24 protein-coding genes are annotated in these 24,584 nt (G+C 34.7%); 4 read left to right on the top strand and 20 right to left on the bottom strand.

The features are described 5' to 3' along the window. Positions 1 to 129: 129 nt before the first annotated feature. Complete coding sequence (locus QTL86_RS01840; protein WP_013657981.1) at positions 130 to 822, bottom strand: M48 family metallopeptidase; 693 nt, start codon at positions 820 to 822, stop codon at positions 130 to 132. 244 nt (positions 823 to 1,066) lie between these two features. On the opposite strand from QTL86_RS01840, the gene QTL86_RS01835 reads away from it, so the two are divergent. Then, on the top strand, positions 1,067 to 1,465 hold the full coding sequence (locus QTL86_RS01835; RefSeq protein WP_410496319.1) for a hypothetical protein: 399 nt from the start codon (positions 1,067 to 1,069) through the stop codon (positions 1,463 to 1,465). A gap of 105 nt (positions 1,466 to 1,570) precedes the next feature. After that, positions 1,571 to 2,050: an NUDIX domain-containing protein gene (locus QTL86_RS01830; RefSeq protein ID WP_013657983.1), complete on the top strand. Its 480-nt coding sequence runs from the start codon at positions 1,571 to 1,573 to the stop codon at positions 2,048 to 2,050. A 163-nt stretch (positions 2,051 to 2,213) separates the two neighbouring features. Here the strand turns inward: QTL86_RS01830 and QTL86_RS01825 are convergent, their stop codons facing one another. Further along, on the bottom strand, positions 2,214 to 3,770 hold the full coding sequence (locus QTL86_RS01825; RefSeq protein WP_013657984.1) for an AbgT family transporter: 1,557 nt from the start codon (positions 3,768 to 3,770) through the stop codon (positions 2,214 to 2,216). Positions 3,771 to 4,164: 394 nt separating this feature from the next. On the opposite strand from QTL86_RS01825, the gene QTL86_RS01820 reads away from it, so the two are divergent. Next, positions 4,165 to 4,356 (top strand): ferredoxin, encoded by a 192-nt coding sequence (locus QTL86_RS01820; protein ID WP_013657985.1) that lies wholly within the window; start codon positions 4,165 to 4,167, stop codon positions 4,354 to 4,356. Positions 4,357 to 4,440: 84 nt separating this feature from the next. Here QTL86_RS01820 and QTL86_RS01815 read toward each other — a convergent pair whose 3' ends face one another. From QTL86_RS01815 to QTL86_RS01730, 18 genes are all read right to left on the bottom strand, one after another. Further along, a complete protein-coding gene (locus QTL86_RS01815) occupies positions 4,441 to 4,896 on the bottom strand; it encodes a GyrI-like domain-containing protein (RefSeq protein WP_013657986.1) in 456 nt (151 codons plus the stop codon). Between the two features lie 72 nt (positions 4,897 to 4,968). Then, entirely contained in the window at positions 4,969 to 6,366 is a 1,398-nt protein-coding gene (gene radA / locus QTL86_RS01810) for a DNA repair protein RadA (RefSeq protein WP_013657987.1), read from the bottom strand. A 900-nt stretch (positions 6,367 to 7,266) separates the two neighbouring features. Further along, positions 7,267 to 7,680, bottom strand: a complete 414-nt coding sequence (locus QTL86_RS01805; RefSeq protein WP_013657988.1) for a hypothetical protein — start codon at positions 7,678 to 7,680, stop codon at positions 7,267 to 7,269. A 369-nt stretch (positions 7,681 to 8,049) separates the two neighbouring features. Further along, the gene (locus QTL86_RS01800; protein ID WP_127067354.1) at positions 8,050 to 10,518 is read right to left on the bottom strand and encodes an ATP-dependent Clp protease ATP-binding subunit; all 2,469 of its coding nucleotides are present in this window, start codon (positions 10,516 to 10,518) and stop codon (positions 8,050 to 8,052) included. Between the two features lie 47 nt (positions 10,519 to 10,565). Next, positions 10,566 to 11,033, bottom strand: coding sequence for a hypothetical protein (locus QTL86_RS01795; protein ID WP_013657990.1), 468 nt, complete (start codon positions 11,031 to 11,033; stop codon positions 10,566 to 10,568). A gap of 87 nt (positions 11,034 to 11,120) precedes the next feature. Beyond that, positions 11,121 to 12,047: an AEC family transporter gene (locus tag QTL86_RS01790; protein WP_013657991.1), complete on the bottom strand. Its 927-nt coding sequence runs from the start codon at positions 12,045 to 12,047 to the stop codon at positions 11,121 to 11,123. A gap of 323 nt (positions 12,048 to 12,370) precedes the next feature. Continuing rightward, on the bottom strand, positions 12,371 to 12,715 hold the full coding sequence (locus QTL86_RS01785) for a type II toxin-antitoxin system PemK/MazF family toxin (protein ID WP_013657992.1): 345 nt from the start codon (positions 12,713 to 12,715) through the stop codon (positions 12,371 to 12,373). A 1-nt stretch (position 12,716) separates the two neighbouring features. Further along, positions 12,717 to 12,935 (bottom strand): hypothetical protein, encoded by a 219-nt coding sequence (locus QTL86_RS01780; RefSeq protein ID WP_127067355.1) that lies wholly within the window; start codon positions 12,933 to 12,935, stop codon positions 12,717 to 12,719. Positions 12,936 to 13,008: 73 nt separating this feature from the next. Continuing rightward, positions 13,009 to 14,142, bottom strand: coding sequence for an alanine racemase (alr, locus tag QTL86_RS01775; protein WP_410496318.1), 1,134 nt, complete (start codon positions 14,140 to 14,142; stop codon positions 13,009 to 13,011). A gap of 38 nt (positions 14,143 to 14,180) precedes the next feature. After that, complete coding sequence (locus tag QTL86_RS01770) at positions 14,181 to 14,768, bottom strand: LolA family protein (protein WP_013657995.1); 588 nt, start codon at positions 14,766 to 14,768, stop codon at positions 14,181 to 14,183. A gap of 9 nt (positions 14,769 to 14,777) precedes the next feature. Beyond that, positions 14,778 to 15,230 (bottom strand): CBS domain-containing protein, encoded by a 453-nt coding sequence (locus QTL86_RS01765; RefSeq protein ID WP_410496317.1) that lies wholly within the window; start codon positions 15,228 to 15,230, stop codon positions 14,778 to 14,780. Positions 15,231 to 15,262: 32 nt separating this feature from the next. Next, complete coding sequence (locus tag QTL86_RS01760; RefSeq protein ID WP_410496316.1) at positions 15,263 to 16,807, bottom strand: NAD(P)H-hydrate dehydratase; 1,545 nt, start codon at positions 16,805 to 16,807, stop codon at positions 15,263 to 15,265. Continuing rightward, on the bottom strand, positions 16,804 to 17,187 hold the full coding sequence (acpS, locus tag QTL86_RS01755; protein ID WP_013657998.1) for a holo-ACP synthase: 384 nt from the start codon (positions 17,185 to 17,187) through the stop codon (positions 16,804 to 16,806). Before acpS ends, QTL86_RS01760 begins: the two co-directional genes overlap by 4 nt. A gap of 1 nt (position 17,188) precedes the next feature. Next, on the bottom strand, positions 17,189 to 17,875 hold the full coding sequence (locus QTL86_RS01750; RefSeq protein WP_013657999.1) for a hypothetical protein: 687 nt from the start codon (positions 17,873 to 17,875) through the stop codon (positions 17,189 to 17,191). 293 nt (positions 17,876 to 18,168) lie between these two features. Beyond that, on the bottom strand, positions 18,169 to 18,537 hold the full coding sequence (locus QTL86_RS01745; protein WP_410496315.1) for a hypothetical protein: 369 nt from the start codon (positions 18,535 to 18,537) through the stop codon (positions 18,169 to 18,171). 65 nt (positions 18,538 to 18,602) lie between these two features. Beyond that, positions 18,603 to 18,992 carry a hypothetical protein gene (locus QTL86_RS01740; RefSeq protein WP_410496314.1) on the bottom strand — a complete coding sequence of 130 codons (390 nt, stop codon included), beginning with the start codon at positions 18,990 to 18,992 and terminating at the stop codon, positions 18,603 to 18,605. 173 nt (positions 18,993 to 19,165) lie between these two features. Further along, on the bottom strand, positions 19,166 to 20,065 hold the full coding sequence (locus tag QTL86_RS01735; RefSeq protein ID WP_410496313.1) for a carbohydrate kinase family protein: 900 nt from the start codon (positions 20,063 to 20,065) through the stop codon (positions 19,166 to 19,168). Positions 20,066 to 20,233: 168 nt separating this feature from the next. Next, entirely contained in the window at positions 20,234 to 22,378 is a 2,145-nt protein-coding gene (locus QTL86_RS01730) for an ATP-dependent RecD-like DNA helicase (RefSeq protein WP_013658001.1), read from the bottom strand. A 687-nt stretch (positions 22,379 to 23,065) separates the two neighbouring features. Between QTL86_RS01730 and QTL86_RS01725 the strand changes: the two genes are divergently transcribed. Continuing rightward, a complete protein-coding gene (locus QTL86_RS01725; RefSeq protein ID WP_410496312.1) occupies positions 23,066 to 23,968 on the top strand; it encodes a copper amine oxidase N-terminal domain-containing protein in 903 nt (300 codons plus the stop codon). The last annotated feature ends 616 nt before the right edge of the window (positions 23,969 to 24,584 follow it).

Here is a 24,584-nt window from a genome sequence, read left to right as displayed (position 1 = left end):
GTACAAGCGCCTATACAATATAGCATTTATCTTGTTATATGTCAAGGCATTATTTTTTCTTTTTAGTCAACCCGTTTTGTGCTGACTTCATGAATTATACTAGATATACTCACTACTTGTCAACACATTTTATAGAGTTAACTTATTCTTATTTTCTTCTAACCATTCTTTACTTTTTTCAAAGCTTGGAATAATTTCTTCCATTTTACCTACTTCTTTTCCATCTACTAGACCATTTATACGACATAAACTACTTACTAAAATATAATCTATAATCTCTACAGGCATTATTCCCACTCTTACATTGGCAGTTATGCAGGTTTCATCACTACGGAATAAAATTGTATTATCATCCATTACTTCAACTTGTGCTGGCACCATTTCGAACATTTCTTTATATGCCTTTAAACGCTCTTTGATCTTCGCATTTACTTTTTGCTTATACCAATCAATAATAGCTTGTCTTATTTCTGCAGTAGATTCTGTATAAGTTTCAACTACAAGTTTTCCTCTTAACATCTTTACTTTAATTTCTTTTAGTTCAGAACTAGTTACTATCTCTAACTTATAGTTCTTTCCTAAATACGTATATTGTTCTAGTAATTGCGACTGCGATGCTTGTGGTCTATTGCGATATAGCTCACTGATAATCCATGGTGCATTTCCTTTTACTTTATCCATGACAGCATAAATAGAGGTACCTATTGGTGCAATAACGTTCACTTTGCCCTCTTCAGTAATTTTGATAGATATCGCCTTTGTTTTCTTATACGTTAAGTCATAGGTTATCTTGGTGCCTTTGTAATCAAAGTTAAGTTTCATCTTAATACCCCTTTTTTAGTTGTTAATAAAGCATATATGTTTCTCAAAACAACATTTTAATTATATCAACTTTTGCGTTTTTTGTACATATCTAAGTTTACATATAGCTTACTTTATCTTATTTTTTTACAAAAAACAACCTTCCCTATATTTGTCAGTATTTAATTAACATTTATTATTTTGTTTATTTTTTAGATTATAAATGCTATAATAAGGTATAATTACCATAAAGAAGGAGATTTATATGTCAACTGAACTTGAAGCCTTTCAAGATTTCATCGATACTATTTTAATAAGAAATAAGAGTATCTTAGATCAAACTACTAAGTTACAAGATGCCTGCACACACCTCTGCCGAACTATTTCTAAAGCTACTACCACCTGTGGCTGCATTACAATAGAGGCTCATAAACAAACCTATACTTTCACTGAAAGTTCATCTATAGAAGAAATTAAAAATGCAATGTGTACTCATATTTCAGGGAAATTATGTCCTAGTTGTGAAGATCTTTTTGAAAAGGAATTAGGGCGTGTTCTTTTCTATTTAGGTGCTATAGCTAACACTTTTGACCTCTCGCTTTCAGATGTATTAGAAAAAGAAAAATACCGCACTGAACTACTGGGCAAATACTCCTTACGCTAATATTTTGTCAAAATGTCTAAGAATTGTATACTTTTCCTATTTATTATTTATAACTCGTGCTATAATGTTCGTAGATTAATGACACACTAGTCTGAGGAGGCTTTTATGAATCTACGACCAAGAGCTGCCGCTGTCATATTAAATGAACACAATGAACTACTTGTTCTTCGTCAAAAAGATCCCCGTACAGGCTTTGAATGGTGGACCCTTCCTGGTGGAGGTATGGAACCTGAAGAAAGTGTTATTGATACCATTGTACGCGAAGTTGAAGAAGAGTGTCATGTTCGTTGTCGTCCTATACAGCTTATTTATATGAGTGAATATGTGGATTATGCTATCAATACACATCATCTAGGAATGTTTTTTTTAACCACTGTAGATAATATTGAAGATTTAGAAGCTGGTACTGATCCTGAAGTTGTAGAACAATATATTAAAGAATGTCGCTTCATTTCTGAACAGGAATTAAAATCTTCTGGAATTCCTATATTCCCTCCTGTGTTCAAAGAACAATTTTGGGAGGACTTAAAAACTGGTTTTGTTGGGCATGAGGTTTACCAACGTGGTCAAGTTGAAACAGAATAATCCACTTAAAATAAGATGATAACTTATATGCTACATTGATTCTTAATGATTTAGCAATTATTCTCTTATCTTTTATCCATGTTCATCATAAATGATGGCTCAATAAAAAGCGGTTACTATTTTTAGTGTCTAAAACTAAAAATAGTAACCGCTTTTTATTTTCTTAGAATCCTAATGGGATACCAAATGTGAAGAATCCAATAAGGATAGTTGTCCATATTACTAAGAACGCCATAGAATATGGGAACATTAAACTGATTAAATCACCCACTGAGTATTCAGGTTTATATTTTCTCATGAATACGAGAATTAAACCTGCATAAGACATTAATGGTGTAATAATATTAGTTGAAGAGTCTGCTACACGATATGCTGCTGCAACCATATCTGGTGTCATTGAACTATTTACATTATATAACATAGGAATGAAAATCGGTCCAAGTAACATCCATTTTGATGTCATACCACCAACAAACAAGTTAATTATTGCTGTTGTAATAATAAATCCGATTAATAATAGAATTGGATAGTCTGCAAGTCCCATATTTTGGAGACCTGTGGCACCTAAATAAGTTAAATAGGTTCCAAGTTGTGACTCACTAAGAAGTGCCAAAAAGTTATATGAGAAGAATGTTAACACGATAGTATATCCCATTGAACTCATAGCAGTTGACATTGCTTTTACAACGTCTTCCATCTTTTTAAACTTACCTACTTTATAGCCATAGAATAAACCTGGCATAAAGAATACGAAAGTAATGATTAAAATAATGTTATCCATTAATGGTGTTACTGTTTTAGCCACGCCAGTTGCTTCATCTACTACTTCATAAGAAGCTAAAGGTCCAAATGCAAGAAGTGCTACGACCGCTCCACCAATAAGAAGACCAAGTCCTGCCCATTTTAAAGCTTTGTTTTCTTCTGGTTTAACAGTAAACTCATTTAAGTTCATGTCTGCTGGAATAGTATAATCTTGTTTTTCTAATTTTGGTTTAATAAATTTGATCGTTATAAAGCCACCAACAAGTGTTAAGGCAATTGTTGATACCACAATGAAAATGTAATGCATTGTTGCTGGTGTAATAGCTTTACCAGCTGCTGTCACAAAAGGTATACCTTGAGCCTCAGCAAAAGCTTTTGCATTAGTACCTAAAATAATATCACTTGGTGTTGCTGGAATCAGGTTAGCACTAAACCCTGCTGATACCCCAGCAAAGGCTGCTGCCATACCGATAAGTGGATTTTTCTTAAGCCCTGCATAAAGTAAACCAGCTAAAGGGACAAGAATAATATATCCTGCATCTGTTGCTATACTACTCATAATCCCTAAGAATACAAGTATGAATGGCAAAAACTTATCTGATACTTTTAGACCTACCTTTTTAATAAGTGTTGATAAAAGACCTGATTGTTCTGCTAAACCAACACCTAACATAACAACAAGAATTGTTCCTAATACGCCGTTTCCGTATGATAACCAGTTTTTAAGTAGCGCGTTATCAAAAATCCATCTCATATTCTCTGCTTCGAACATATTTTTAATTTGATAAGTAATTGTACTACCGTCTTTTGCTAAAGTTGAGAACTCTTTTCCGCCTAAGAAATATGTTAAAACCATAGTAATGGCAAATAACCCCATAAAGATAATAACTGGATCGGGTATCTTCTTACCAATCGTCTCAATAAGAGACTTTTTCTGTCTTTTCTTTTCCGTCTTCATACTTTTCCTCCTGCTGTCATTTTATTTTATGTCAACTCATTTAATCTGGTCTTATTATAACAACAAGATTTAGCTTTTGCAAGAGCGTTAACCAGTTAATTTATGTAAACTATATGTACATGTAACATATAACATATAAAGAGCCTTGATAATCAAGCATTACTTATCCTTTTAAATCTTATTTACATATAAGCAAAAAACTTATAGAACTGAGTATTTTGCAGCTTGATGCATTTAAAATTGCATTTATACGTCGCTTTTGGAAGTTATCCATCTTTTTATTGAATATTAAATAATCAATAACTACTATCTTTTAATATTACTTCGTGTTATAATAACTATATCTTCTACTACTTATAGTAGAGCAATATTTTTATAAAAGGAGTATATTTATATGAAAGCAATCGTTGATCATGATATATGTATTGGATGCGGTTTATGTGCATCTATATCTGAAGAAGTTTTTACTATGAACGCAGACGGTTTATCAGAACCAATTGCAGATTCAATCGCAGATGAATTAGTAGAAGCTGCTGAAGAAGCTTGTAGTAGCTGCCCAGTTGATGCTATTACTATAGAGAAATAAAAAAGCAACGTGACATTTGTCACGTTGCTTTTTTATTTCTCTAATCATGTTTCATTCCGACTTAATACATGCAAGTAAAAAGTTTTATTCTATACTTATATACATATGAATCTCACTATTCTGTACATCATTATTAATATAGTGTTCAAAGTCACTCTTATAGCTTCTCTTCAATTCTTTCATTTGCCAAAGTTTATTCCAAAACATTGGTACAACTTGATTCATATCTCCCTTTAAAATAAACTTGGCATATCTTCCCGCTTGAATATGCTTAACTATATAAGCCTCATTCCCCTCTATAGTATTTACCTCACACCCTATTGTTACATCATAATCTCCTGTCCAATCTGCTTCATAGTGATCATAAAGACAAATAGTTGTATCATCTTTCTTTTGATTCATTGTTAAATAGAGGTTTTCACCAAACAATTGCTGCCATAAACCTCCTATAATCTGTGTTACATTAGGCGATTGATTATTAGTGCGAGCACCTACACCTACTAATAGCTTCTCCGTTATATTAACTATTTCATATTCCATTTTATTATCTCTCCTTCATATACTATGATATGGACATTATAAGTTATGGAATTTGACAATAGTATGTCATATTTAAAATGGTAAGTCCTTTCTTTCTTCAAACACACTCCAAATCACTTCACTTAATGTGTTTTTCTCAATAACTTGTAGATTTTTAAATGTCACTTCTCTTTGAAGAGCCTTTCTAGCTACATAAGCTTTTTTATATCCCATGCGATCAGCTTCCTTTAGCCTCGCTTCTAAAGTTGGTACTCTTTTAAGTTCACCAGTAAGGCCAATATCTGCTATAAAAATAGTGTCACTTGGTATACCTTTTCCTTTTTCTGAGGAAACAACACTCATGACTACAGCTAAGTTAACAGCTTGTTCCTTAAGTTTTAAACCACCTGTTGTTTTTACAACTACGTTCTTATCATAAAGTTGTACCTTACCTCGTTGCTCTAGAATAGAAATAAGCGTATTAAGTTGCTCTCTCTTCATATTTTCACTGATTCTAGCTGGATAAGGGGTAAATGACGTACTAACAAGGCTTTCAATTTCTACAATAATAGGCCTTGAACCTTCTCTAACCACAGTAAGGGCTGACCCAGAAACTTGCTCATTTTTTTCTCTCATGGTCATAAAATACTCTGATGGATTTTCAATAGGTTCCATACCTCTTTCTGTCATAGCAAAGAAAGCTGCTTCTCCTGTAGAACCAAAGCGATTTTTAGATGCAATTACTCCTCTCAGTTCTTCGCCACTTTCTCCTTCAATAATAAGTACAGCATCTACTAAGTGCTCTAGTGCTCTAACCCCAGCAATTTCATCATCTTTTGTCATTTGTCCTACAATAATAATCGCCCTAGGCTTTGTACCATTTTTCGCAACTTGTAACAGCGCATTAGCACATTCCATAGTTTGCACAGGACTGCCTGGCCTTGAGTTATACTCTTCCATGATAAAGGTTTGAATACTATCTATTATAATGAGGTCTGCCTCTACTTCTTCTATTAAATCTAAAACATGATTCATACTTACATCTGAATGAATCCATATATTCGGATGAATACTCTCTAAAATACGTTCTGCTCTATTTTTGATTTGGCTATCACTTTCTTCTCCTGAAGCATAGAGAACATTCATACCTTGATTAGCTACATCTTGAGCTACCTGAAGTAACAAGGTAGATTTACCTGCTCCAGGTCTAGCTGTAATAATAGTAAGAGAATCCTTAACAATACCACCGCCCATTACACGATTAAATTCACTAATCCCTGTAATAATACGAGCGGATGTACTACTTTCTACATCAACTAACCTTTTAGTAGGAATAGAACCTTTACTTCTAGCACCCCCTGTTTTTCTTACAGGCTCTGGTTGTTGTTCTTCTATTGTATTCCATTCCTTACAGGCATCACACTTTCCTTGCCATTTTGAATAGACTTGTCCACAACTTGTACATACATAAATTTGCTTTGCTTTTGCCATAGTTATTCCTTTCTTATCTTATACTATCTTTTTATTTTTCCTTGTTTCTTTATTTTATTTATTTTATTTATTTTATTTATTTTCCTATATTTATCTTTTCTTATCTTTATCTTTTTCTATCCTTTTTCTATCCTTTTTCTATCCCTTATTTAAATCTACCCCTCTTCTACTATACATAGAAGTTTTTAGTGCCTTACTGCTATAAAGAAAAATAATTTTTCCTGCACTCAAACTTATCATTTTTATTCTATACTGCTATTTTACAGTCCCTTGAGCATCATTTATAGTATAAACCTTTTTATCATTTAAAACTACTTTTCTTATACTTCTCATATGAGTTGATCATGAACGCATTACTGATCTTTTGTTTCCTTTATTCTTTCTCCATTCCCTTGATTCAGGGATGCATTGCTTAGCACGCATTATTAGATATAATGCACTTACTATTTTTTCTTCATTATATATAGTGATACTTAGAAATTATATCTAATAGTATATCTATTATTCCCGTATTTAGGATTAATTTTTCCATTCACATGATAATTGTACCCTTTATTCGCCTATCGAATAAGAAACACAAAATCATTTATTGAAGTTTAATTTCTATGATTCCTTCTGACTTCTTGGCATTCCAATTTATATCACTACTTAGAATATAACTTTGGAATTCACTCTAGTTCTTTATCTCTGAGTCTTCAATAAAAATGCCATTTTCTTATCTATCTGACTGTTTATAATATTCATTATCAAGTATTATGGACCTTAGGTCTACTTATCAAGCTCATCCATACATACGTCTTTCATATGATTTTTGTTATTCGGACCAGTGTATAATCATGATGAACACACTAAAAAATCGCCTAGGGAAACTTTCTTCCTTAGGCGACCTTATAGACTTTATTATTTTACTTTTTTAATTTCTACTGTTTGTGCTTCTTTTGCACAGTCTACAGAAAAGCTTAATTTTCCTGAAACAGTTGAACGAATATTGCCTACTGTTACATCACTAATAATAAGTTTATAGTCCGTAGCTGGTTCTAATTCCATGGTGATTTGTGAACTACCATTACCTTCTACTTCAAAGCTCACACCATTATCTGTAACTTTAAACTGGTGCACTGCTGTTCCTGGTAATGACTCATATACTAAAGCACCATCTCTTTTAAGTTTAGTTACTTCGTAAAAAGTTTTTGCTTTATAAAATCTACCTTCTACTTCGAAGTCTACTACTTTTGTTTTCTCTTGAAGTTCGTAGTTACCAAAACTAAGTGCCCCGTTTTCTTCAACACGTATAATTTCATTAACAACTGCCATTGCTAAATCCTCCAATGTTTTATCTCTTTGTTTATCTCTATTTTTAAATCTTATTCATGCCTTTATTATACATGATACTAGGTGAAAAGTATATGAATATTTATATTCAATTTTACTTTATCCTCACATTATATACTTATTTACTTAGTCTGTTTATTCAAAAAATAACCGTTATCAAATTTACTCAACCCAAACACTTAATTTTAGCACTTATAAAACCTATTTATTTGATTTCATTGTTTCTAAAATTTATTTACCTATTTTTAGTGTATTTAAGCTTAATCACTTGATTCTAGTATTTTTAAGTGTAGTTACTTGATTTTAATATCTTTAAATTTATTCACTTGATTTTAGTATTTCAAGACTTATTTACTTTACCTTTGCAAGCTGATCTTGTTTAGTAAATACGCATACTTCACCATCTACAGTTACCGAAACAACATCTCCCTCTTTGAAGTTTCCTGATAAAATTTCATCTGAAAGCTTATCTTCAATATAGGTCTGAATCGTTCTTCTAAGTGGCCTAGCACCATAGGCTTGATTATACCCTTTTTTACCTAAGAAATCTAAGGCTTCTTCGGTTAATTGAATTTCTATTCCTACGTTTTTACTGATACGTGTGATTAATCTCTTAATCATAATATCAGCAATCTCTCTAATTTCTTTTGTACTTAATGGATGGAATACAAGTGTCTCATCAATACGATTTAAAAACTCTGGTTTAAAGGTTCTCTTCACTTCTTCCATTACGTTTTTCTTCATATCTTCATAGGACTTTTCTGCATCCTCAGTTGAGATAAAACCTACCTTTTTAGGTGAAATAATACTTCTTGCCCCAATATTTGAAGTCATGATAATAATTGTATTTTTAAAGTTAATACGTCTACCTCTAGAATCGGTAATATGTCCATCATCTAAAATCTGAAGTAGAATATTAAATACATCACCATGGGCCTTTTCAATCTCATCAAATAAAACAACGCAGTATGGTTTACGTCTTACTTTCTCTGTTAATTGGCCACCTTCTTCGTAACCTACATAGCCTGGAGGTGAACCAATCATCTTAGAAACCGTATGCTTTTCCATGTACTCAGACATATCTACACGTACCATGGCATTTTCGTCTCCAAACATAGCTTCTGCCAATGCTTTAGTTAACTCTGTCTTACCTACACCCGTAGGTCCTAAGAACATAAAGGAACCAATAGGTCTGTTTGGATCTTTTAAACCAACACGACCTCTTCTAACAGCTTTTGAAACGGCAACAATGGCTTCCTCTTGACCAACTACGCGTTCATGAAGGATTTTCTCCATTTGCTTTAACCTTTCCGTTTCTTCTTCTGCTAAACGTTTAACTGGAATATTGGTCCAGCTACTTACGATATCTGCTATTTCTTCTTCGCCAACCACTTGGTTGTTTTTCGTATGCTTAGCATCCCACTCAACCTTCGCATTAGCGATTTTTTCTTTGATCTCATTTTCCTTACGTTTAATTTCACTCGCTTTTTCGTATTCTTCATTCATAATAGCTATTTCTTTTTGTTCACCTAGACTACTCAGCTGTTCCTCTAATTCTTTAATATTAGTAGGCGCTGTAAAAGCTCGTAATCTTACTTTAGAAGCCGCTTCATCTAATAAGTCAATGGCTTTATCTGGTAAGTAGCGGTCTGCTATATAGCGAGCAGACAACTTAACAGCTGCTTTAATGGCATCATCTGTAATTTGAACTTGATGATGCACTTCGTATTTATCTTTAATACCTCTTAAGATTTCTAAGGTCTCTTCTTCACTAGGTTCCTCAACCTGTACAGGTTGGAAACGTCTCTCAAGGGCTGCATCTTTTTCAATATGTTTGCGGTACTCATCTAAAGTCGTAGCACCTACAAGCTGCACCTCTCCTCTTGCTAAAGAAGGTTTCAAGATATTAGAGGCATCCATGGCACCTTCTGCTGCACCTGCTCCAATAATAGTATGAAGTTCATCAATAAATAAGATAACATCTCCTGCTAACCTTACTTCTTCAATCACTTTATTAATACGCTCTTCAAATTCACCACGGTATTTAGTACCGGAAATCATAGAAGAAAGATCTAAAGAAACCACACGTTTACCTTTTAATAAATCCGGGATTTCTTCTGATGCTATTTTTTGTGCTAAGCCTTCTACTACGGCAGTTTTACCTACTCCTGGCTCACCTACTAAGCAAGGATTGTTTTTGGTTCTTCTAGAAAGAATTTGAATCACACGATCAATCTCTTTTTCACGTCCCACAATAGGGTCAAACTTACCCTCTCTAGCGAAAGTTGTTAAATCTCTACTATATTTATCTAAAGTAGGTGTTGTAGACTTAGTTACTGGTTCACCAGCCTTAGTCGTACTAAAGCTAGCTTCTGTTTTTTGAGTGCTACCTGTTAACATCTCCATTAAAACAGATAAAAGTTTGCTTATATTAATGCCTAATGTTTCTAATAATTTAACTGCTATACAATTCTTTTCCTTTAATACTGAAATTAAAAGATACTCTGTTCCAATACTCTCACTGCCTAGTTGTTTTGCAAGTTGGGTACTCATTTCAAATATACGTTTAACACGTGGGGTGAAGTCCCTGGTTGCTACCAGTGGACTTCCTCCCATACCAATAATATCTTTAATTTTATCTAAAATGTCTTCTTCTGTAATTCCACATGCTTCAAGAGCCTTTTGGGCAACAGAGTTTTTGGCATGAATAAGCCCCACAAGCAGATGTTCAGTTCCTAAATAACCGTGTCTAAAATCTGTCATAACTTGTTCAGCATATTCAATGGCCATTTGGGCCTGTGGTGTAAACTTAATTTCCATGTTGTTCATCTCCTTTGTCTCAGGTACTCATGCTGCATTTTATTTGCTTATTCAAATTTGTTACCGCATTTAATACAATAAGCTGCATATTCATGATTGCCTGTATTACATACTGGGCAAACCTTTAAAATCTCAATACCATCTTCTTCAAGATCTGCTTTTTTCTCTTGTGTTTCTGGTTCATTCCAAGTTGACTTAACTTCTCTCTTATAAGAGTCTAGGCTGCTCTTTTGTGTTGTTACAATTTCACCTAAACGCTGTTCAATTTCTGTGATTTGTAGTTTAAGTGCATCAATTTTAGCATAAAGTGCATCTCTTTCTTCACATTCAACTTGTTCCACATAGCATTTGTATTGTGCTTCACCTAGTGATGTAAATAATCTTTTTAATTCATTTCTTTTATTCATTAAGTCAGTTCTGCAAGCTACTTGATCTACTGATTTTTGTGTTTGTTCTGTGGCTACCTTAAGTGTTGATTTTAAACTATCCCCTAATTTACTGAATACATCTGACATTTTAAAGCCCTCCCATTTTTATTTTTATTTTTTATTTCGGCTGAATGTCCTCATTCTAGTATATGCATGTTTATCTCTTCATAATAGCTAAATAAAGTATATAAGTAGCGGTATAGAAATGCAACTAAGCAAGGTCGTAATTAAAACCCCCTGAGAAGCTAGCTCCGCATCACTTTCATAAGCTTCTGCCATCATTGCTGCGTTACTAGCCACAGGCATACCTGCTACTATAACAGGAATCATAATAAGCCATGAATCCTCTATCCTTAGTATATACTTTAATAATGTAAAAATAATGAAAGGAAGTAAAAAAAGTCTCACAATTGCCAAAATATATATCTTTGTTTCCCCAAACATTTTCTTCAGTGACAAAAGACTTAACATGCTTCCTATAACAATCATAGAAAGGGGTGTGCAAATACTGCCTATAGCATCAATACTTCCACTTATAAATGCTGGCAGCTCTATACCTGACACAAATAATACAAGGCCTATTAAACTTGCTATAATCCCTGGATTAATGAGAAGCTTATAATCAAAACTTTTGCTTTGATTGTTGCCTGTTTCAAGTAATTTAATACCTAAAGTATAAACTAAAATATTAAAACAAATATTGTAAATAGCTACATAAAAAATGGCTTCTTGCCCAAGTAAGGCCCCAAGTACTGGATATCCCATAAAAGCGCAGTTAGAAAACATGAGCATAAAGCTTAAAACCCCTCTTTGCTGATTGTTCTTTGTAAGCCCTTTAGGTATGAACCAAGCGATTATAAAGGTCAGCGCATAGACAATAAATGATAATCCAAATATTGTGAGTGCTCTATTCATATTTTCTTTTGTCAGTGGCATATTCATTCCAGAAATAATAACTGCTGGTAATGCTACATTAACAATAAATTTTGAAAAGGTTGCATTATTTTCTGCTGTAAAAAATTTAAGTTTACCCAATAGATAGCCCGTTAACATGAGTATAAATAAAATGCCAAGCTGTATGTAAACCTTTGTTAATTCCATGTAAATCTCCTTTAAGTCGTCCTATGCAAATTCTAGTTTTCCCCTAATGTTAACCTTTATTCTACCATATCTTATTCAAGTGTCAAAGTCAATTTCCTGAATTATATCCTTACAATACTTATAGCACCTCATTAGTAGGCAATTAATAACACAGAAAGTTCACTCCCTACTAAAACTTCTTAGCTACTTAAAAAACAACCCACCTCGAATAGCTCAACGATCGACGTAGAATCCTATCTTTTAACTATTTCTCTATCCTTTTATGCAAAAAAGCAACAAAAAGGAGACTTAAACAAAGTCTCCAGATACATTTTTTATGTATTTTATTGTAATGCAAAACTAATCATAATCCCTTTGTCTACTTGTGCCATAAGCCTATCGTCTAAATGACAGATTTTTTCCTTTAGTCGTCTCTTATCAATCGTTCTGATTTGCTCGAGGAGTATAACAGAATTCTTAACAAGCTCGTATTCTGCTGCATCAATCTCTACATGTGTAGGTAGCTTTGCTTTGTTAATCTTTGAAGTGATTGCCGCACAGATCACTGTAGGGCTAAATTTGTTACCAACATCATTTTGTACTACTAATACGGGGCGAATACCCCCTTGTTCTGAACCAATAACTGGACTTAAGTCCGCATAAAAAATATCTCCACGTTTTACTTGCACTTTACTCACACTCCGCTATGCGATCATAATAAGACTCCGCCTCACTTTCTATTTCAAAATAGAGGTTTGAGAGCGCTAAATTAATCGCTGCCATCTCCTTATAGCCTTTTTTCATCGTATTTATTTCTTTTTTGATTTCAGGGATTGTTTCTCTATCTTCTTTGGTCAACTGAAAATCACTTCTAGACTTTGCCATTCGCAAATCACTCCCTACTAACATCGTGATTTACTCCTAACTAGCTATTTTCATTGTTGCCGATTTTTCATAAATTTATACGATGTTATTCAAATTTTTAAGGTTTTATATAAATACGTGGAACTCTTTTACCAATCATACATACAATCTCGTAATTAATGGTGCCTAAGCTTTGAGCAATTTCTTCAACTGGAATGACTGCATCTTGTTGTTTACCAAAGAGTACAACCTCATCTTCTACGGATATACCTTTGATATGAGTTACATCGACCATGAATTGGTCCATACAAATATTTCCTATTATAGGCGCATACTGTCCTCTTATGAGAACTCTGCCCTTATTACCTAAATTTCTTGAATAACCATCTGCATAACCGACTGGAATCGTAGCAATTTTAGTTTTCTGATGGGTGTAAAATTTTCTACCATAGCCGACGTACTGACCTTCTGGCAGCTCTTTCACATGAACAACTTGAGTTTTAAGTGTCATGGCTGGCTCAAGGTCTAGTACTTTCCCTTCTAAATAAGGTGAAGGATAGTATCCATAAAGAATAATACCAGGTCTTACTAAGTTTAAATGCGTATACTCATGACACATAATGGCTGCGCTATTAGCTGCATGAATAATAGGAAGTTCAAGCCCTACTTCACTTAATTCTTTTAAAAAGCCTTCAAATATACTCCATTGTTCTTTTGTATAACTTGTATCTTCTTCATCCGCTGTAGAAAAGTGTGTAAAAATACCTTCTAAATTAATATGAGGAAGTTTTGTAATCATTAAAATCTCTTCTATACTTTTAGGTGACGATAAAAAACCAATGCGCCCCATCCCTGTATCTACCTTTAAATGAATATTGACGGTCTTACCAAGGCGGCCTGCTTCGTCAGATATGGTTTTTGCCATTTCATAAGAAAAAACAGTTTGGGTTAAATCATTTTCTATAAGCGCTTTAATATCTGCTCGTGGTGTATAGCCTAAAACTAAAATAGGTGATGTGATACCACTACTTCTTAGTTCCTCACCTTCTGCTACAATAGCAACTGCAAAACGATTGACACCTTGCTCTTGTAGAAAGTTTGCTACTTCCTTTGCACCATGACCATACCCATCTGCTTTGACAATAGCCATCATTTCTGTATGATTCGGTATATGCTGACGAATTTGTTTATAATTATGTTCTATTGCACCTAAATTAACTTCTGCAACAACACGTGGTCTAAGAGATTCCATATTTACCTCCCTGAGAAACTTAACGTTCTCATTCTTATCTAATCATTGTATTTGAAACTTTCGTAGTCAACCTGTAAGGTAATATTGCCTGTTTCATCATATATAATCATTTGAATAGGTAACAGTTTCTCCTCATCTAAATAAAGCTTTTCTTTAGCCATATACTTGAACCCACCTTCTATAGGCATTTCAATTGTCACTAAAGTTTTACCATCTTGCTTAACCACATCTTTCTTCACCTCTTTAGAGGATTGATAGCGTTCTACAAAACTGGTTAAAAGCATTTCTTGGCGAGCCTGACTAGGTTCACACTCAACTGTTTGACCTGTAGCTGGGTGGTACTGGGTAATGCGCCTTCCATCATAGGTGACACATAAGCCCTTTAAATGAGTTGGTTCTTCTAAGATATATTCATAATTGCCTTTTAAATCGGCTTTTTGTTTCATCCTTAGTACATTAGGTTTTGAATCCTTCAATAAACTTACCTTTACCTGTGCTTCATAACCCTTGAAATCATCAAAGAAATCTTTAACACTAGAAGCACCTTGGTTGTTTAAACAACCTGATAAAGCTAATGTCATCATAAGTAAAAAGCTTAATACAGCAAACCTTTGTACTTTATTCATACTATCCCCCTAACGGTTTAACAATAAGGGAAGTAAGTCTGTTCTACCTATAATACCTACAAGCTTGTTATTTTCATCAATAACAGGTATGCGATTAATATGTCTGTTCATCATAAGTGATACAACCTCTTCAATAGTAGCTTCCTCATGTACGGCAAAGGCAGGAGTGGACATCACTTCTTTGGCAGTTGTGGTTTGTAGTATTGCTCTACTTTCTCCCAACTGCTTTTTCCCATCTATACCTAATATACTCGTCATAAACGCTATATATGATGAAATATTTAAACCTTTTTCCTTTGTCATTAAATCTTTTTCACTCACAACCCCTACTAATTGGTTGTTCTCATCAACAACAGGTACGCCACTAATTTGATGTTGCATTAAAATGTTAATAATATCTTCTAACAATTCTTCATTTCTTACAAAAACAACCGGTCTATTCATAATATCTTTTGCACGCATACAATTCCCCCCTATATGCTTTACCCTAATACTTAAATAAGCGCCTTCAATACTTGACTTAAATAATGAATGGTGTCGCTTGGCAAGAAGCTATATTCAGTCAAATCTTTAGCTGCTTCATCACCTGCCTTAGCATGCAAGAAACAACCTAACTTGGCTGCAGCCATTGCAGGCAAACCTGCCTTTAAACTTTGAGCTAATAGTCCTGTAATGATGCCCGTTAAAACATCACCACTTCCACCTTTGGCTAAGCCTGAATTACCATATCTGTTTATATATATGTCACCATTAGGGTCTGCTATCACTGTTCTTTCTAGCTTTAATACTGTTATCACCCGTAAATCCTGTGCCACTTTTTTGGCAATCTCTAAAGGTTGTTCTAGTATTTCTGCTATCGTAAGTCCTGTGAGTCTTGCCATTTCACCAGGATGAGGGGTTATGATCGTTGGTGCTTTTCGAATACGGAGTAGCTCTGTAAGTTCTGGAATGAAATAAAGTGCATCTGCATCTATGACGCAGGGCTTATCACTTATAAGAACATCTATGAGCACTGGCAATACATTTCTGTTTCTACCAAGACCAGGACCTATAGCAATCACATCATAGCGATCTAGCATGGCTCCTACTATTTTTCCAGCTTCTTTACTGAAAAAACCATCTTCATCTGGTAAACCACAATGAATTACCTCTGTTAACTTCTGTTCCATTATTTCTAATATAGCATAAGGTACGGTAGCAGTAACAGTACCACTACCCACCTTATAGGCGGCCATACTGGTTAGAGCTGGGGCTCCTGACATCCCCTGACTCCCACCGATGACTAATACCTTTCCAAAGCTTCCTTTATTGCTACGCATAGCTCTTCTTGGTAAAAGCACCTTCATCTCCTCTTCTTCTATAGAAAAGGTATCTGTTTGGGCTGCTTCTACCAACGCTTTAGGCATGCCAATATCCACTACCTCTACCACTCCTGTATATAGCGGTGCTGGATACTGATACAGTCCCTTTTTAGGAAGTACAAAGGTAATAGTATAATCTGCCATCACACCTATGCCTTGTACTTTTCCGGTATTGCCATCTAGACCTGAAGGAATATCTACACTTAATTTATAAGCTGTACTTTGATTCATATGGTCAATCATTTCAGCGTATAAACCTTCTACAGGCCTTGTTAAACCCGTTCCAAATAAAGCATCTACAATCACCTTGGCGGCTTCTAAACTTTTAAAAGCCGTATCTCTATTTTGCTTATCTACCTGCATCATGTCCACCTGTAATTTTTGGCAAATATCAAAATAGGTTTTTCCATCTTCACTTAGTTTCTCTCTAGGGGCTAAAAGTAACACCTTTACCTTGCTCTGCCCCCAGGTTTGTAATTGTCTCGCTAAAGCTAAACCATCCCCTCCATTATTACCAGGTCCGCATACAATAACAACAGATTCTGCCTTATCTCTACCTTGCAAATGCTTAAATAAATGATAAGCCGCATGCTCCATTAATAAAATGCCTGGAATGCCATATTCTTTAATCGCTGCTTCATCTAAAGCATGCATGGCTGAAGGTGTCATTAACTTCATTTTTCCTCCACTCCCTCTATTACCACGTAAGCTACTGAATAGCTCTGACAGTGAGAAATCGTTAAATGAATTCGCCCTACCCCTAGTTCATCTGCTACTTGTTTGGCTCCGCCGAGTAAATGAACTTCTGGTTTACCAAGGGCATTTCTCCTCACCTCTATGTCACAAGGTGAGAAATCTCTAAAACCTGTCCCTAAAGCTTTACTAACCGCTTCTTTGGCTGCAAAAGCCCCTGCTAGGCTCTCTACTTTTTTATGTCCTGCTTCATAGTATGCACGTTCTTCTTCTGTATAAACCGTTTTATAAAAACGTGGTGTCTTACTAATGACTTTTTCAATTCTTTGAATCTCTATGATATCCGTTCCAATACCTATAATCATCTTATTTTTTATCTCCTAAGCCTCTGTCAATGACTTCTATTTGTTCTCTTCCTACAATGCTATGAAGGTAGTTATACACATCTTTTAAGAGCTTTTCACACTTTTTCTTTTCTGCTGTTTTCAAAAGCATTTGCTCTCTGAGCTGTGTAATCTCTCTTTCTAAGCGTATTTCCTTTTCCTTGCAAACATCAATATACTCGTACCCTACCGCAATCATTTCTTCTATAATCTCACGGTTAGCACTTTCAATCTCCACTTCCACTTCGCTTATACGCTTTTCAATATCCTCTAGTTTTTGATTGACACCTACCGTACTTTGATGGAGCTTATTAAGTGCTTCAATAGATTCACTATTCCCATCAACTTGTACTTCGCCACTTAAATTTAAAATTTCCTTTAAAAAATTTTGTTTCACAGTGCTGTATTCCTTATAGTCATTGTTTAAACGACCTTGTTCCTTTAAAAGCTCCTTTAAGTTTTTTTCCTGAGCCTTAATAATATCACTTTGAATACTATCTCTCATGGTATGCCATAGAGGGTCTAAAAGTACGATAGGTAGTTTCCTACTTTTTAAAATATCACTTACGTACTCTTTCTTTAGATTAACATTGCTATTGGTAACTTTCACTTCTTCTTCAGGCTGCTCATTTAGTACAATGCGGCGTTTTTTCTTCATAAAATCAAACATACTGGCATCTCTCCTCCTTCCTTTAACCTTAGGGTTTAAACTATTTTTATTACTTTTATTATAAACCTAAAATGAATAAAATCCTATGGTTAGCTTATATTTATTCTATAATGACAACTGCTTAGTACGATATAGGACTACTTTAGATGATTGCGTTGTTAAGTCACTAGATATAAATATATATCGGTAAATAAAACGGTTACTCATGCAGACAATTTACAATTTAAGCCTCAATAACAAAAGCTTATTCAGAATGTATAGTGTAGACTCACTGAATAAGCTCAAAAATACTTCTATTTATATTTTCCACAAATTTTACAAGTGATAAGGCTACTTGTATTAACAGCTCCACAACAACGACATAGCCACACACTACTATTTATAGGTATCATACGAAAATCATCAGATTGAAGGTATGGTTTATTGCTACCTTTCGCCAATGCTATTGTTATTTCCTTTTTCAGTTCATATATGAGTTGCCTATTACTTTTCATTTCTCTAAAGAGAACTCCTAAAGTCCAAAAAATAAGCCCGGCTAAAAAAGCAACTATTGAACCAATAACTAATATAAGAAAAGAACCACTTCCAAAGTAATTTGTTAGCAGATATAAATTAGCTACTCCTCCTAATATCCATACAATAACTCCTATTACTTTAAACATCAAATTCCCCCTAATTCAATATCATTCAGCCATATAGATTGTGATCATCCTTGTTCTACCTACTACTATCTATATTGTCCACAACCCTTACAAGTTATAGTGCTACTTGTATTAACAGTGCCACAGCTAGAACAAGCCCAAACACCGTTATCTATAGGCACCATATGTGTTTCTGTGGATTGAGCTTGGTCTTTATTACTTCCCTTTGTTAAAGAATCTATTATTTCTTTTTTCATACCATACATTAAATCAAAGATTAAGTTTCTCATTTTATTTAACTCGTCAAAAATAACACCTATAGTCCAAAACAAAAGCCCATATAAAAAAACGCTCACCAAACTTATAACTACGCCTAGTAAAGATACACTCCCTTCACTATCATAGCTATCCACTATAACTAGCAGATTCCCTAGAGTTCCTAATACCCAGACTACACCCCCAATTACCTTAAACATAAAACTCCCCCTTAACAAAATATATTTTATATAATAGTATGTTTTTTCTAAATAATCAATCTTTATCATAATGAGTATGTTGTTTGTATCAATTTGCTCCATTATTTACTGTTATCAATCAAAAAAAAGAAAACCATCCTACTCCAATGGAAAGAATGGTTTTCTACTCTATATTAGCTATTCATTAACGCTATAACTTCCTCTAACTGCGGTGGATTAAGAGGTAGTGGAAATCTAGTGCAAGCTACTGCTGCTGTAGCACTAGCAAATTTGACCGTTTCTAAATCTGACATGTCCTTTAATAAGGCATAGATACAAGCAGCTTTAAAGGTATCTCCTGCGCCTAAAGTACTTTTAACTTCTACTTGATAAGGCTCAAGACTCAATCTTCCTGTTGCCTTTCTACCATACCATAGTGGCTTTGAACCTCTTGTGAAAATCACTAAGCCCTCACTATTTTCCACATAACGTTCAAATAGCTCTTCTTTATCCTCATCTAGATAAGTATAGCCAAAGAACTCTCCTGATAAAATAGTAATACTAGCATTCTGATGTAAAAAACTATCATAAGGGCAATCGATCGTCACATACTTTTTCCCCTCTTCAATACAATAAGCTGCCACTTCCTCTGAGGCTATTCTAAAGAAAGGATCAAGTCCCACAACTGCAGCTGCTTTAATATCTTCCCTATTAGGCTGATTCCACCGCTCTACCGTATCACCATAAAATCCCTGAAACATCCCAAAAGGTGTCCTTGTCGCTTGGTCAATAATGACATAATCCTCAAGTCCATCATAGCCCTCTTCTACTGTCAAAGCGCTTATATCCACCTTTTTATCCTGATAAAACGACTTAATCAAAGGGTAGGTCTTAGCCCCCATATAATTACCGTCCATTTTTACCGTGCACCCTAAGCTATTAAGTACAGTAGCACAAGTCCCTGTTTCACCTCCAGGTAGCTCATACTTTTCTCTAATCTCACCATAAGTATCTGCTATAGGATACTTATCCTTAAGTAAAAAACTATTGGTCTTTAAAATCATGCCATGTAAATAAACATCGTATGTATTCATTAAATACCTCCCTTAATAAATTCATATCTTTATGATAGCTATGTTTTTTTCAAGAAACCATTTATTTTCTTATACAATTATTTGGCTTTTTATTAGGATTTTATCAATAATGACATCTCCTAGAACGAGAATATCCTGATGTATCGTTCATTATACATGAGTAAGCTCCTAAATCACGGATTCACTTTGTAGTCTCTCAGCTAATTTAGTATTTCTATTTTTTACTTCATTATTTTTCACAGCAACATAAATCGCTTGACGATTACCTACCAACACCACTACCTTTTTAGCTCTCGTTATACCTGTATAAATTAGATTACGCTGGAGCATCACATAATGACTAAAAGTAAGAGGCATGACTACAATAGGATATTCACTTCCCTGGGCCTTATGAATCGTGGTGGCATAAGCCAGTACAAGTTCATCTAATTCTAATGCTTCATACTCTATTTCCCGCTCATCAAAGGTCACTTTAAGCGTACGCTCCTCTAAATCAATGTCTGAAATAAAGCCTACATCTCCGTTAAAGACTTCCTTATCATAGTTATTTCGTATCTGCATCACTTTGTCATTGAGCCTATATTCAGTAGCCCCTCGTTTTAAATGAAGCGTATTTTTATTAAGTGCTGATTGCAGTACTGTATTGAGGTTAGCAGCACCTGTTTCAGAACGCTGCATAGGTGTTAGTATCTGAATGTCTTTGATTGGATTCACTTTATAATACTGAGGCAGCCTTTTGGTACATAGTTTGACAATCGTATCAATAACCCCCTGACTCTCTTCTTGCTCTATGAAGAAGAAATTACTATCCTTTCCACCTCTTAAATCCGGATTTTCTCCTTTATTAATCTTGTGGGCATTGGTAATAATTTTACTTCCCATAGCTTGTCTAAAAATACGTTCTAGCTTAATGGTAGGGATAACGCCAGAAGCTATCATATCTTGAAGCACATTGCCTGCGCCTACAGAAGGAAGCTGATCAATGTCTCCAACAATAACAAGAATCATATGATCTGGAATGGCTTTTAATAAATTATACATCAGTATAATATCTATCATTGAAGCTTCATCTATAATAAGGACATCACCTACTAATGGATGATCCTCATTTTTCTTATACCCCTCAGGTGGCTTACACTCTAATAGCCTGTGAATGGTCTTAGCCTCCATACCAGTGGCTTCACTCATCCTTTTAGCCGCTCTTCCTGTTGGTGCAGTCAACAGCACTTCCATCCCTGACTCTTTAAACAAACTAATAATCCCGTGAGTAGTGGTTGTCTTTCCTGTTCCCGGACCACCTGTTAATAGCATCACCTTAGACCTACTTGCAAGATGAATGGCTTCTCTTTGAATATCATCATAAGTCATCTGCTCTGTTCTTTCTAAGAAAGCAATAACCTCATCACTCTTTTTCACTTGCCTTAGCGTATGACCTGCCATAATCTCCTTTAAACGTTTCGCTACCCCTCTTTCACTAAAATAAAAAGGTGGTAAGTAAATGGCATCTGGTTCTTCTTTAATCAGTTCCTTTTCTTTAATCAAATGGTCGATAGTCATTATCACCTTTGTTTCTTCTACCTCTAGTATCTCTACACATTTAGCCACTAATTGCTCTGTTCTAGCAAAACAGTGTCCTTCCTCTGAGAGTTGACTCAGGGTGTAAAAAAGCCCTGCACGGCATCTTTTAAAAGAATCCTTCTCTATCCCTAGCTTAGCTGCTACCCCATCAGCTGTTTTAAAACCAATCCCATAAATATCATCTGCTAGCTGATAAGGATTTTCTTTAACCACCTCAATACTCTCATTGCCATAGTATTTATAAATACGACTTCCAAAAGAAGTGGATACACCATAGGATTGTAAGAAAATCATAATGTTCTTAATCTCCTTTTGATCCTGCCAAGCTTTCTTAATCATCTCTACACGTTTTTTACCTATCCCAGGAACCTCTATAATCCGATCAGGTTCTTCTTCGATAATATCTAGTGTCTGCTCCTTAAATAAATTAACAATCTTCTTAGCATACACAGGCCCAATTCCCTTAATAAGCCCACTGCCTAAATACTTCTCTATACCATAAATACTAGCAGGCAAAGTCTCCTCCCATTCCTTAGCCTCGAACTGCCTACCATATTTAGGATTGCTCGACCAAAACCCCTTCATAGTAATAACCGCACCTACATTAACAGTAGCCATACTCCCCACTACCGTTACAAGCTCATGATAGCCTTTACACCTAATCTTAATCACACTATAACCAGTGTCCTCATTAGCATAAGTAATGCGCTCTACTACACCACGTAAATTTTCCATTTCACTCCGTCCTTTTACGTCTAATATAGGTCTAGTATATCACATATGACGACAAATAAAAAAATACGTTAAATGCCAAACCAACTGCTCATAAAATTTTTAAATTTTTATTAGGGAGTCCACTGGTAGCCCACATATATATAAGTGTAAAAACAAATCAAACAACTTCCCACGGCATAATCACCGCAGCTTCAACTTGAGGAACTGACCGGGTCGACCAAGTCTCAATCTGTCGTTACAGGTACCTCTGGCTCTAAGGAAAATGTTCACTAGTGCGCTGGCAGGGAGGCGCCATCTATAAGTTGCCAAAAACGTTTTTACACCTTGCACTACCCAATAAAGTTTTTTAACCAGAGTCTTAAGGCCTTAGTTTCCTATCACAAGGGTGCACCGGCTAAGACTTTAAGGAGCTCCTCACTCATTGGTTGAACTTTCATACCTCCCCTTAGTAGGCCTCTTTCTATTGCCAGAAGAGTGCTGAGGAGCCACTTTATGCCTTGAATCAGGCTTACTAAGGAGCTATGAAGGTTTCACTAGAGTCTGGAGCCAAGCAAAAAAAGTAACCATGTGTCACGATACATGGTTACTTTTTTTGCGTTCATTACACCATAAGCTTCATTTTAAACTTGATTAAATTGTTGGAAAATTATGCTATAATACATTTATCTTATTCTAATGAGGTGTGTCATGCATAGAAAAATCAAATCACTATTAATGTTAATGCTATCATTTTTAACCATCGCTCTTCCCCTGTCAACTGAAGCTGCTACTCCAGAAGCTTATTGTCTTCTAAATTATCAAGGGCGTCCAGATCTTACTTCAAAATGGCTTTATATTTTCACCTTCCCTAATCAAGAAACCATATCCTTAAAGTTTAAAGAAGCTCATCCTTTCTTAATGGTTAATGGAACATTTGTGCCTACTGCTAATATTCAAATCATTAATAACCGTTCCTTTATTCCTCTTAGAATCGTAAGCGAAGAACTTGGAATGAATGTACGCTGGGATGCTTCTTCTCAAACTGCCATTATTCAAAAAAATGCTTTACAGATTACCGTTAAGCCTAATCAAGAAAAGTTTCTTATCAATGGAGTTGAAGCGCTATCTGAAGATAAAGTATGTACAATTAACGGAAGCCTTTATGTTCCTTTACGTTTTCTTGAAAAAGCTTTTCCTATTACTTTAAACTATATACCCTATAAGGAATCATCACCCTTTTATTTATTAAAAAATCCACTTATTACTGTTGATGAAAATTCTACTCAAAAAAGGCTAACTAAAGAAGAAGTATCTCAATTATTACACACTCAACTCCTTGAGGCATATAATAACTTTTTAAATAATAAAACGTATAATCAAAATACTGACTACTCAAATTCAATTCTGGACAGACTAAAAACCGATATTGACGGCATTCAATGCACAGGTAAAGTCTCTCGTTATTGGGTATTTACTGGTCCATATCCTATACTATTAGATGAATTTACTGGTAATATTTATTTTGCCAAATCTAAAATAGCAAGGTTTTATATCGAAAAAATGAATGTTACCGATCCAGAGGTTTTTGCAGTTGATTACTTTCTTGGCTAGTAAAAGTCTCAGCAATTTCCCTAAGGCTTTTATTAAATTGCTATTTTAAGACATACATTGCTGTAATAGCTGCACCATACCTATTCATTGTTTACTAGCGATTAGTATTAACTAATGCTCTTAAATCTTTAATAAGGTACTTACTTGCATCTTAAAAACCAAATGCGCTTAGGAATGCATTCCAACATATAAGTAGAAAAGGCACAGCAGGTAGTCACTAGGTTGTGAGAGATAAAGGTTTAGTCGATGGCAAAGGAAGTGAACGATGGCATACTTGAGACTTTGACTTACATGAATTTTTCGCCATGTCATCGATTACATATTTGTACTAATAACACAATCTAGTGTATCAATCATGAGATAAAAAAACGTATAAAAGCCATAGGATCATTCCCTGATAGATAGATTTCACTTATATTATTACGTGCCAGACTCTGCCATGTAGCTGTTACCAAATGGGCTGTTAATCGATATATGAACATGAATCTTCTCAAAGAAATAGATTTACAGAAAGAATCTGATTACATAGTTGGATATCTACAGTTTTGCCATGGTAGAAATACAATTTTCAAAAAAATCTTGATACTGTCTAGAGTCTATGGAGGCACAATAAAAT

The sequence above is a fragment of the Cellulosilyticum sp. ST5 genome (assembly GCF_046529625.1).
Classification (GTDB): Bacteria; Bacillota; Clostridia; order Lachnospirales; family Cellulosilyticaceae; genus Cellulosilyticum; species Cellulosilyticum lentocellum.
This window is presented reverse-complemented; position numbering and strand designations above follow the sequence as displayed.

Bases quoted from the DNA above. Each gene is read 5' to 3' on its own strand.
- QTL86_RS01840 (WP_013657981.1), bottom strand. From the start codon at position 822: ATGAAACTTAACTTTGATTACAAAGGCACCAAGATAACCTATGACTTA.
- QTL86_RS01835 (WP_410496319.1), top strand. From the start codon at position 1,067: ATGTCAACTGAACTTGAAGCCTTTCAAGATTTCATCGATACTATTTTA.
- QTL86_RS01830 (WP_013657983.1), top strand. From the start codon at position 1,571: ATGAATCTACGACCAAGAGCTGCCGCTGTCATATTAAATGAACACAAT.
- QTL86_RS01825 (WP_013657984.1), bottom strand. From the start codon at position 3,770: ATGAAGACGGAAAAGAAAAGACAGAAAAAGTCTCTTATTGAGACGATT.
- QTL86_RS01820 (WP_013657985.1), top strand. From the start codon at position 4,165: ATGAAAGCAATCGTTGATCATGATATATGTATTGGATGCGGTTTATGT.
- QTL86_RS01815 (WP_013657986.1), bottom strand. From the start codon at position 4,896: ATGGAATATGAAATAGTTAATATAACGGAGAAGCTATTAGTAGGTGTA.
- radA (WP_013657987.1), bottom strand. From the start codon at position 6,366: ATGGCAAAAGCAAAGCAAATTTATGTATGTACAAGTTGTGGACAAGTC.
- QTL86_RS01805 (WP_013657988.1), bottom strand. From the start codon at position 7,680: ATGGCAGTTGTTAATGAAATTATACGTGTTGAAGAAAACGGGGCACTT.
- QTL86_RS01800 (WP_127067354.1), bottom strand. From the start codon at position 10,518: ATGGAAATTAAGTTTACACCACAGGCCCAAATGGCCATTGAATATGCT.
- QTL86_RS01795 (WP_013657990.1), bottom strand. From the start codon at position 11,033: ATGTCAGATGTATTCAGTAAATTAGGGGATAGTTTAAAATCAACACTT.
- QTL86_RS01790 (WP_013657991.1), bottom strand. From the start codon at position 12,047: ATGGAATTAACAAAGGTTTACATACAGCTTGGCATTTTATTTATACTC.
- QTL86_RS01780 (WP_127067355.1), bottom strand. From the start codon at position 12,935: ATGTTAGTAGGGAGTGATTTGCGAATGGCAAAGTCTAGAAGTGATTTT.
- alr (WP_410496318.1), bottom strand. From the start codon at position 14,142: ATGGAATCTCTTAGACCACGTGTTGTTGCAGAAGTTAATTTAGGTGCA.
- QTL86_RS01770 (WP_013657995.1), bottom strand. From the start codon at position 14,768: ATGAATAAAGTACAAAGGTTTGCTGTATTAAGCTTTTTACTTATGATG.
- QTL86_RS01765 (WP_410496317.1), bottom strand. From the start codon at position 15,230: ATGCGTGCAAAAGATATTATGAATAGACCGGTTGTTTTTGTAAGAAAT.
- QTL86_RS01760 (WP_410496316.1), bottom strand. From the start codon at position 16,807: ATGAAGTTAATGACACCTTCAGCCATGCATGCTTTAGATGAAGCAGCG.
- acpS (WP_013657998.1), bottom strand. From the start codon at position 17,187: ATGATTATAGGTATTGGAACGGATATCATAGAGATTCAAAGAATTGAA.
- QTL86_RS01750 (WP_013657999.1), bottom strand. From the start codon at position 17,875: ATGTTTGATTTTATGAAGAAAAAACGCCGCATTGTACTAAATGAGCAG.
- QTL86_RS01745 (WP_410496315.1), bottom strand. From the start codon at position 18,537: ATGTTTAAAGTAATAGGAGTTATTGTATGGATATTAGGAGGAGTAGCT.
- QTL86_RS01740 (WP_410496314.1), bottom strand. From the start codon at position 18,992: ATGTTTAAGGTAATTGGGGGTGTAGTCTGGGTATTAGGAACTCTAGGG.
- QTL86_RS01735 (WP_410496313.1), bottom strand. From the start codon at position 20,065: ATGAATACATACGATGTTTATTTACATGGCATGATTTTAAAGACCAAT.
- QTL86_RS01730 (WP_013658001.1), bottom strand. From the start codon at position 22,378: ATGGAAAATTTACGTGGTGTAGTAGAGCGCATTACTTATGCTAATGAG.
- QTL86_RS01725 (WP_410496312.1), top strand. From the start codon at position 23,066: ATGCATAGAAAAATCAAATCACTATTAATGTTAATGCTATCATTTTTA.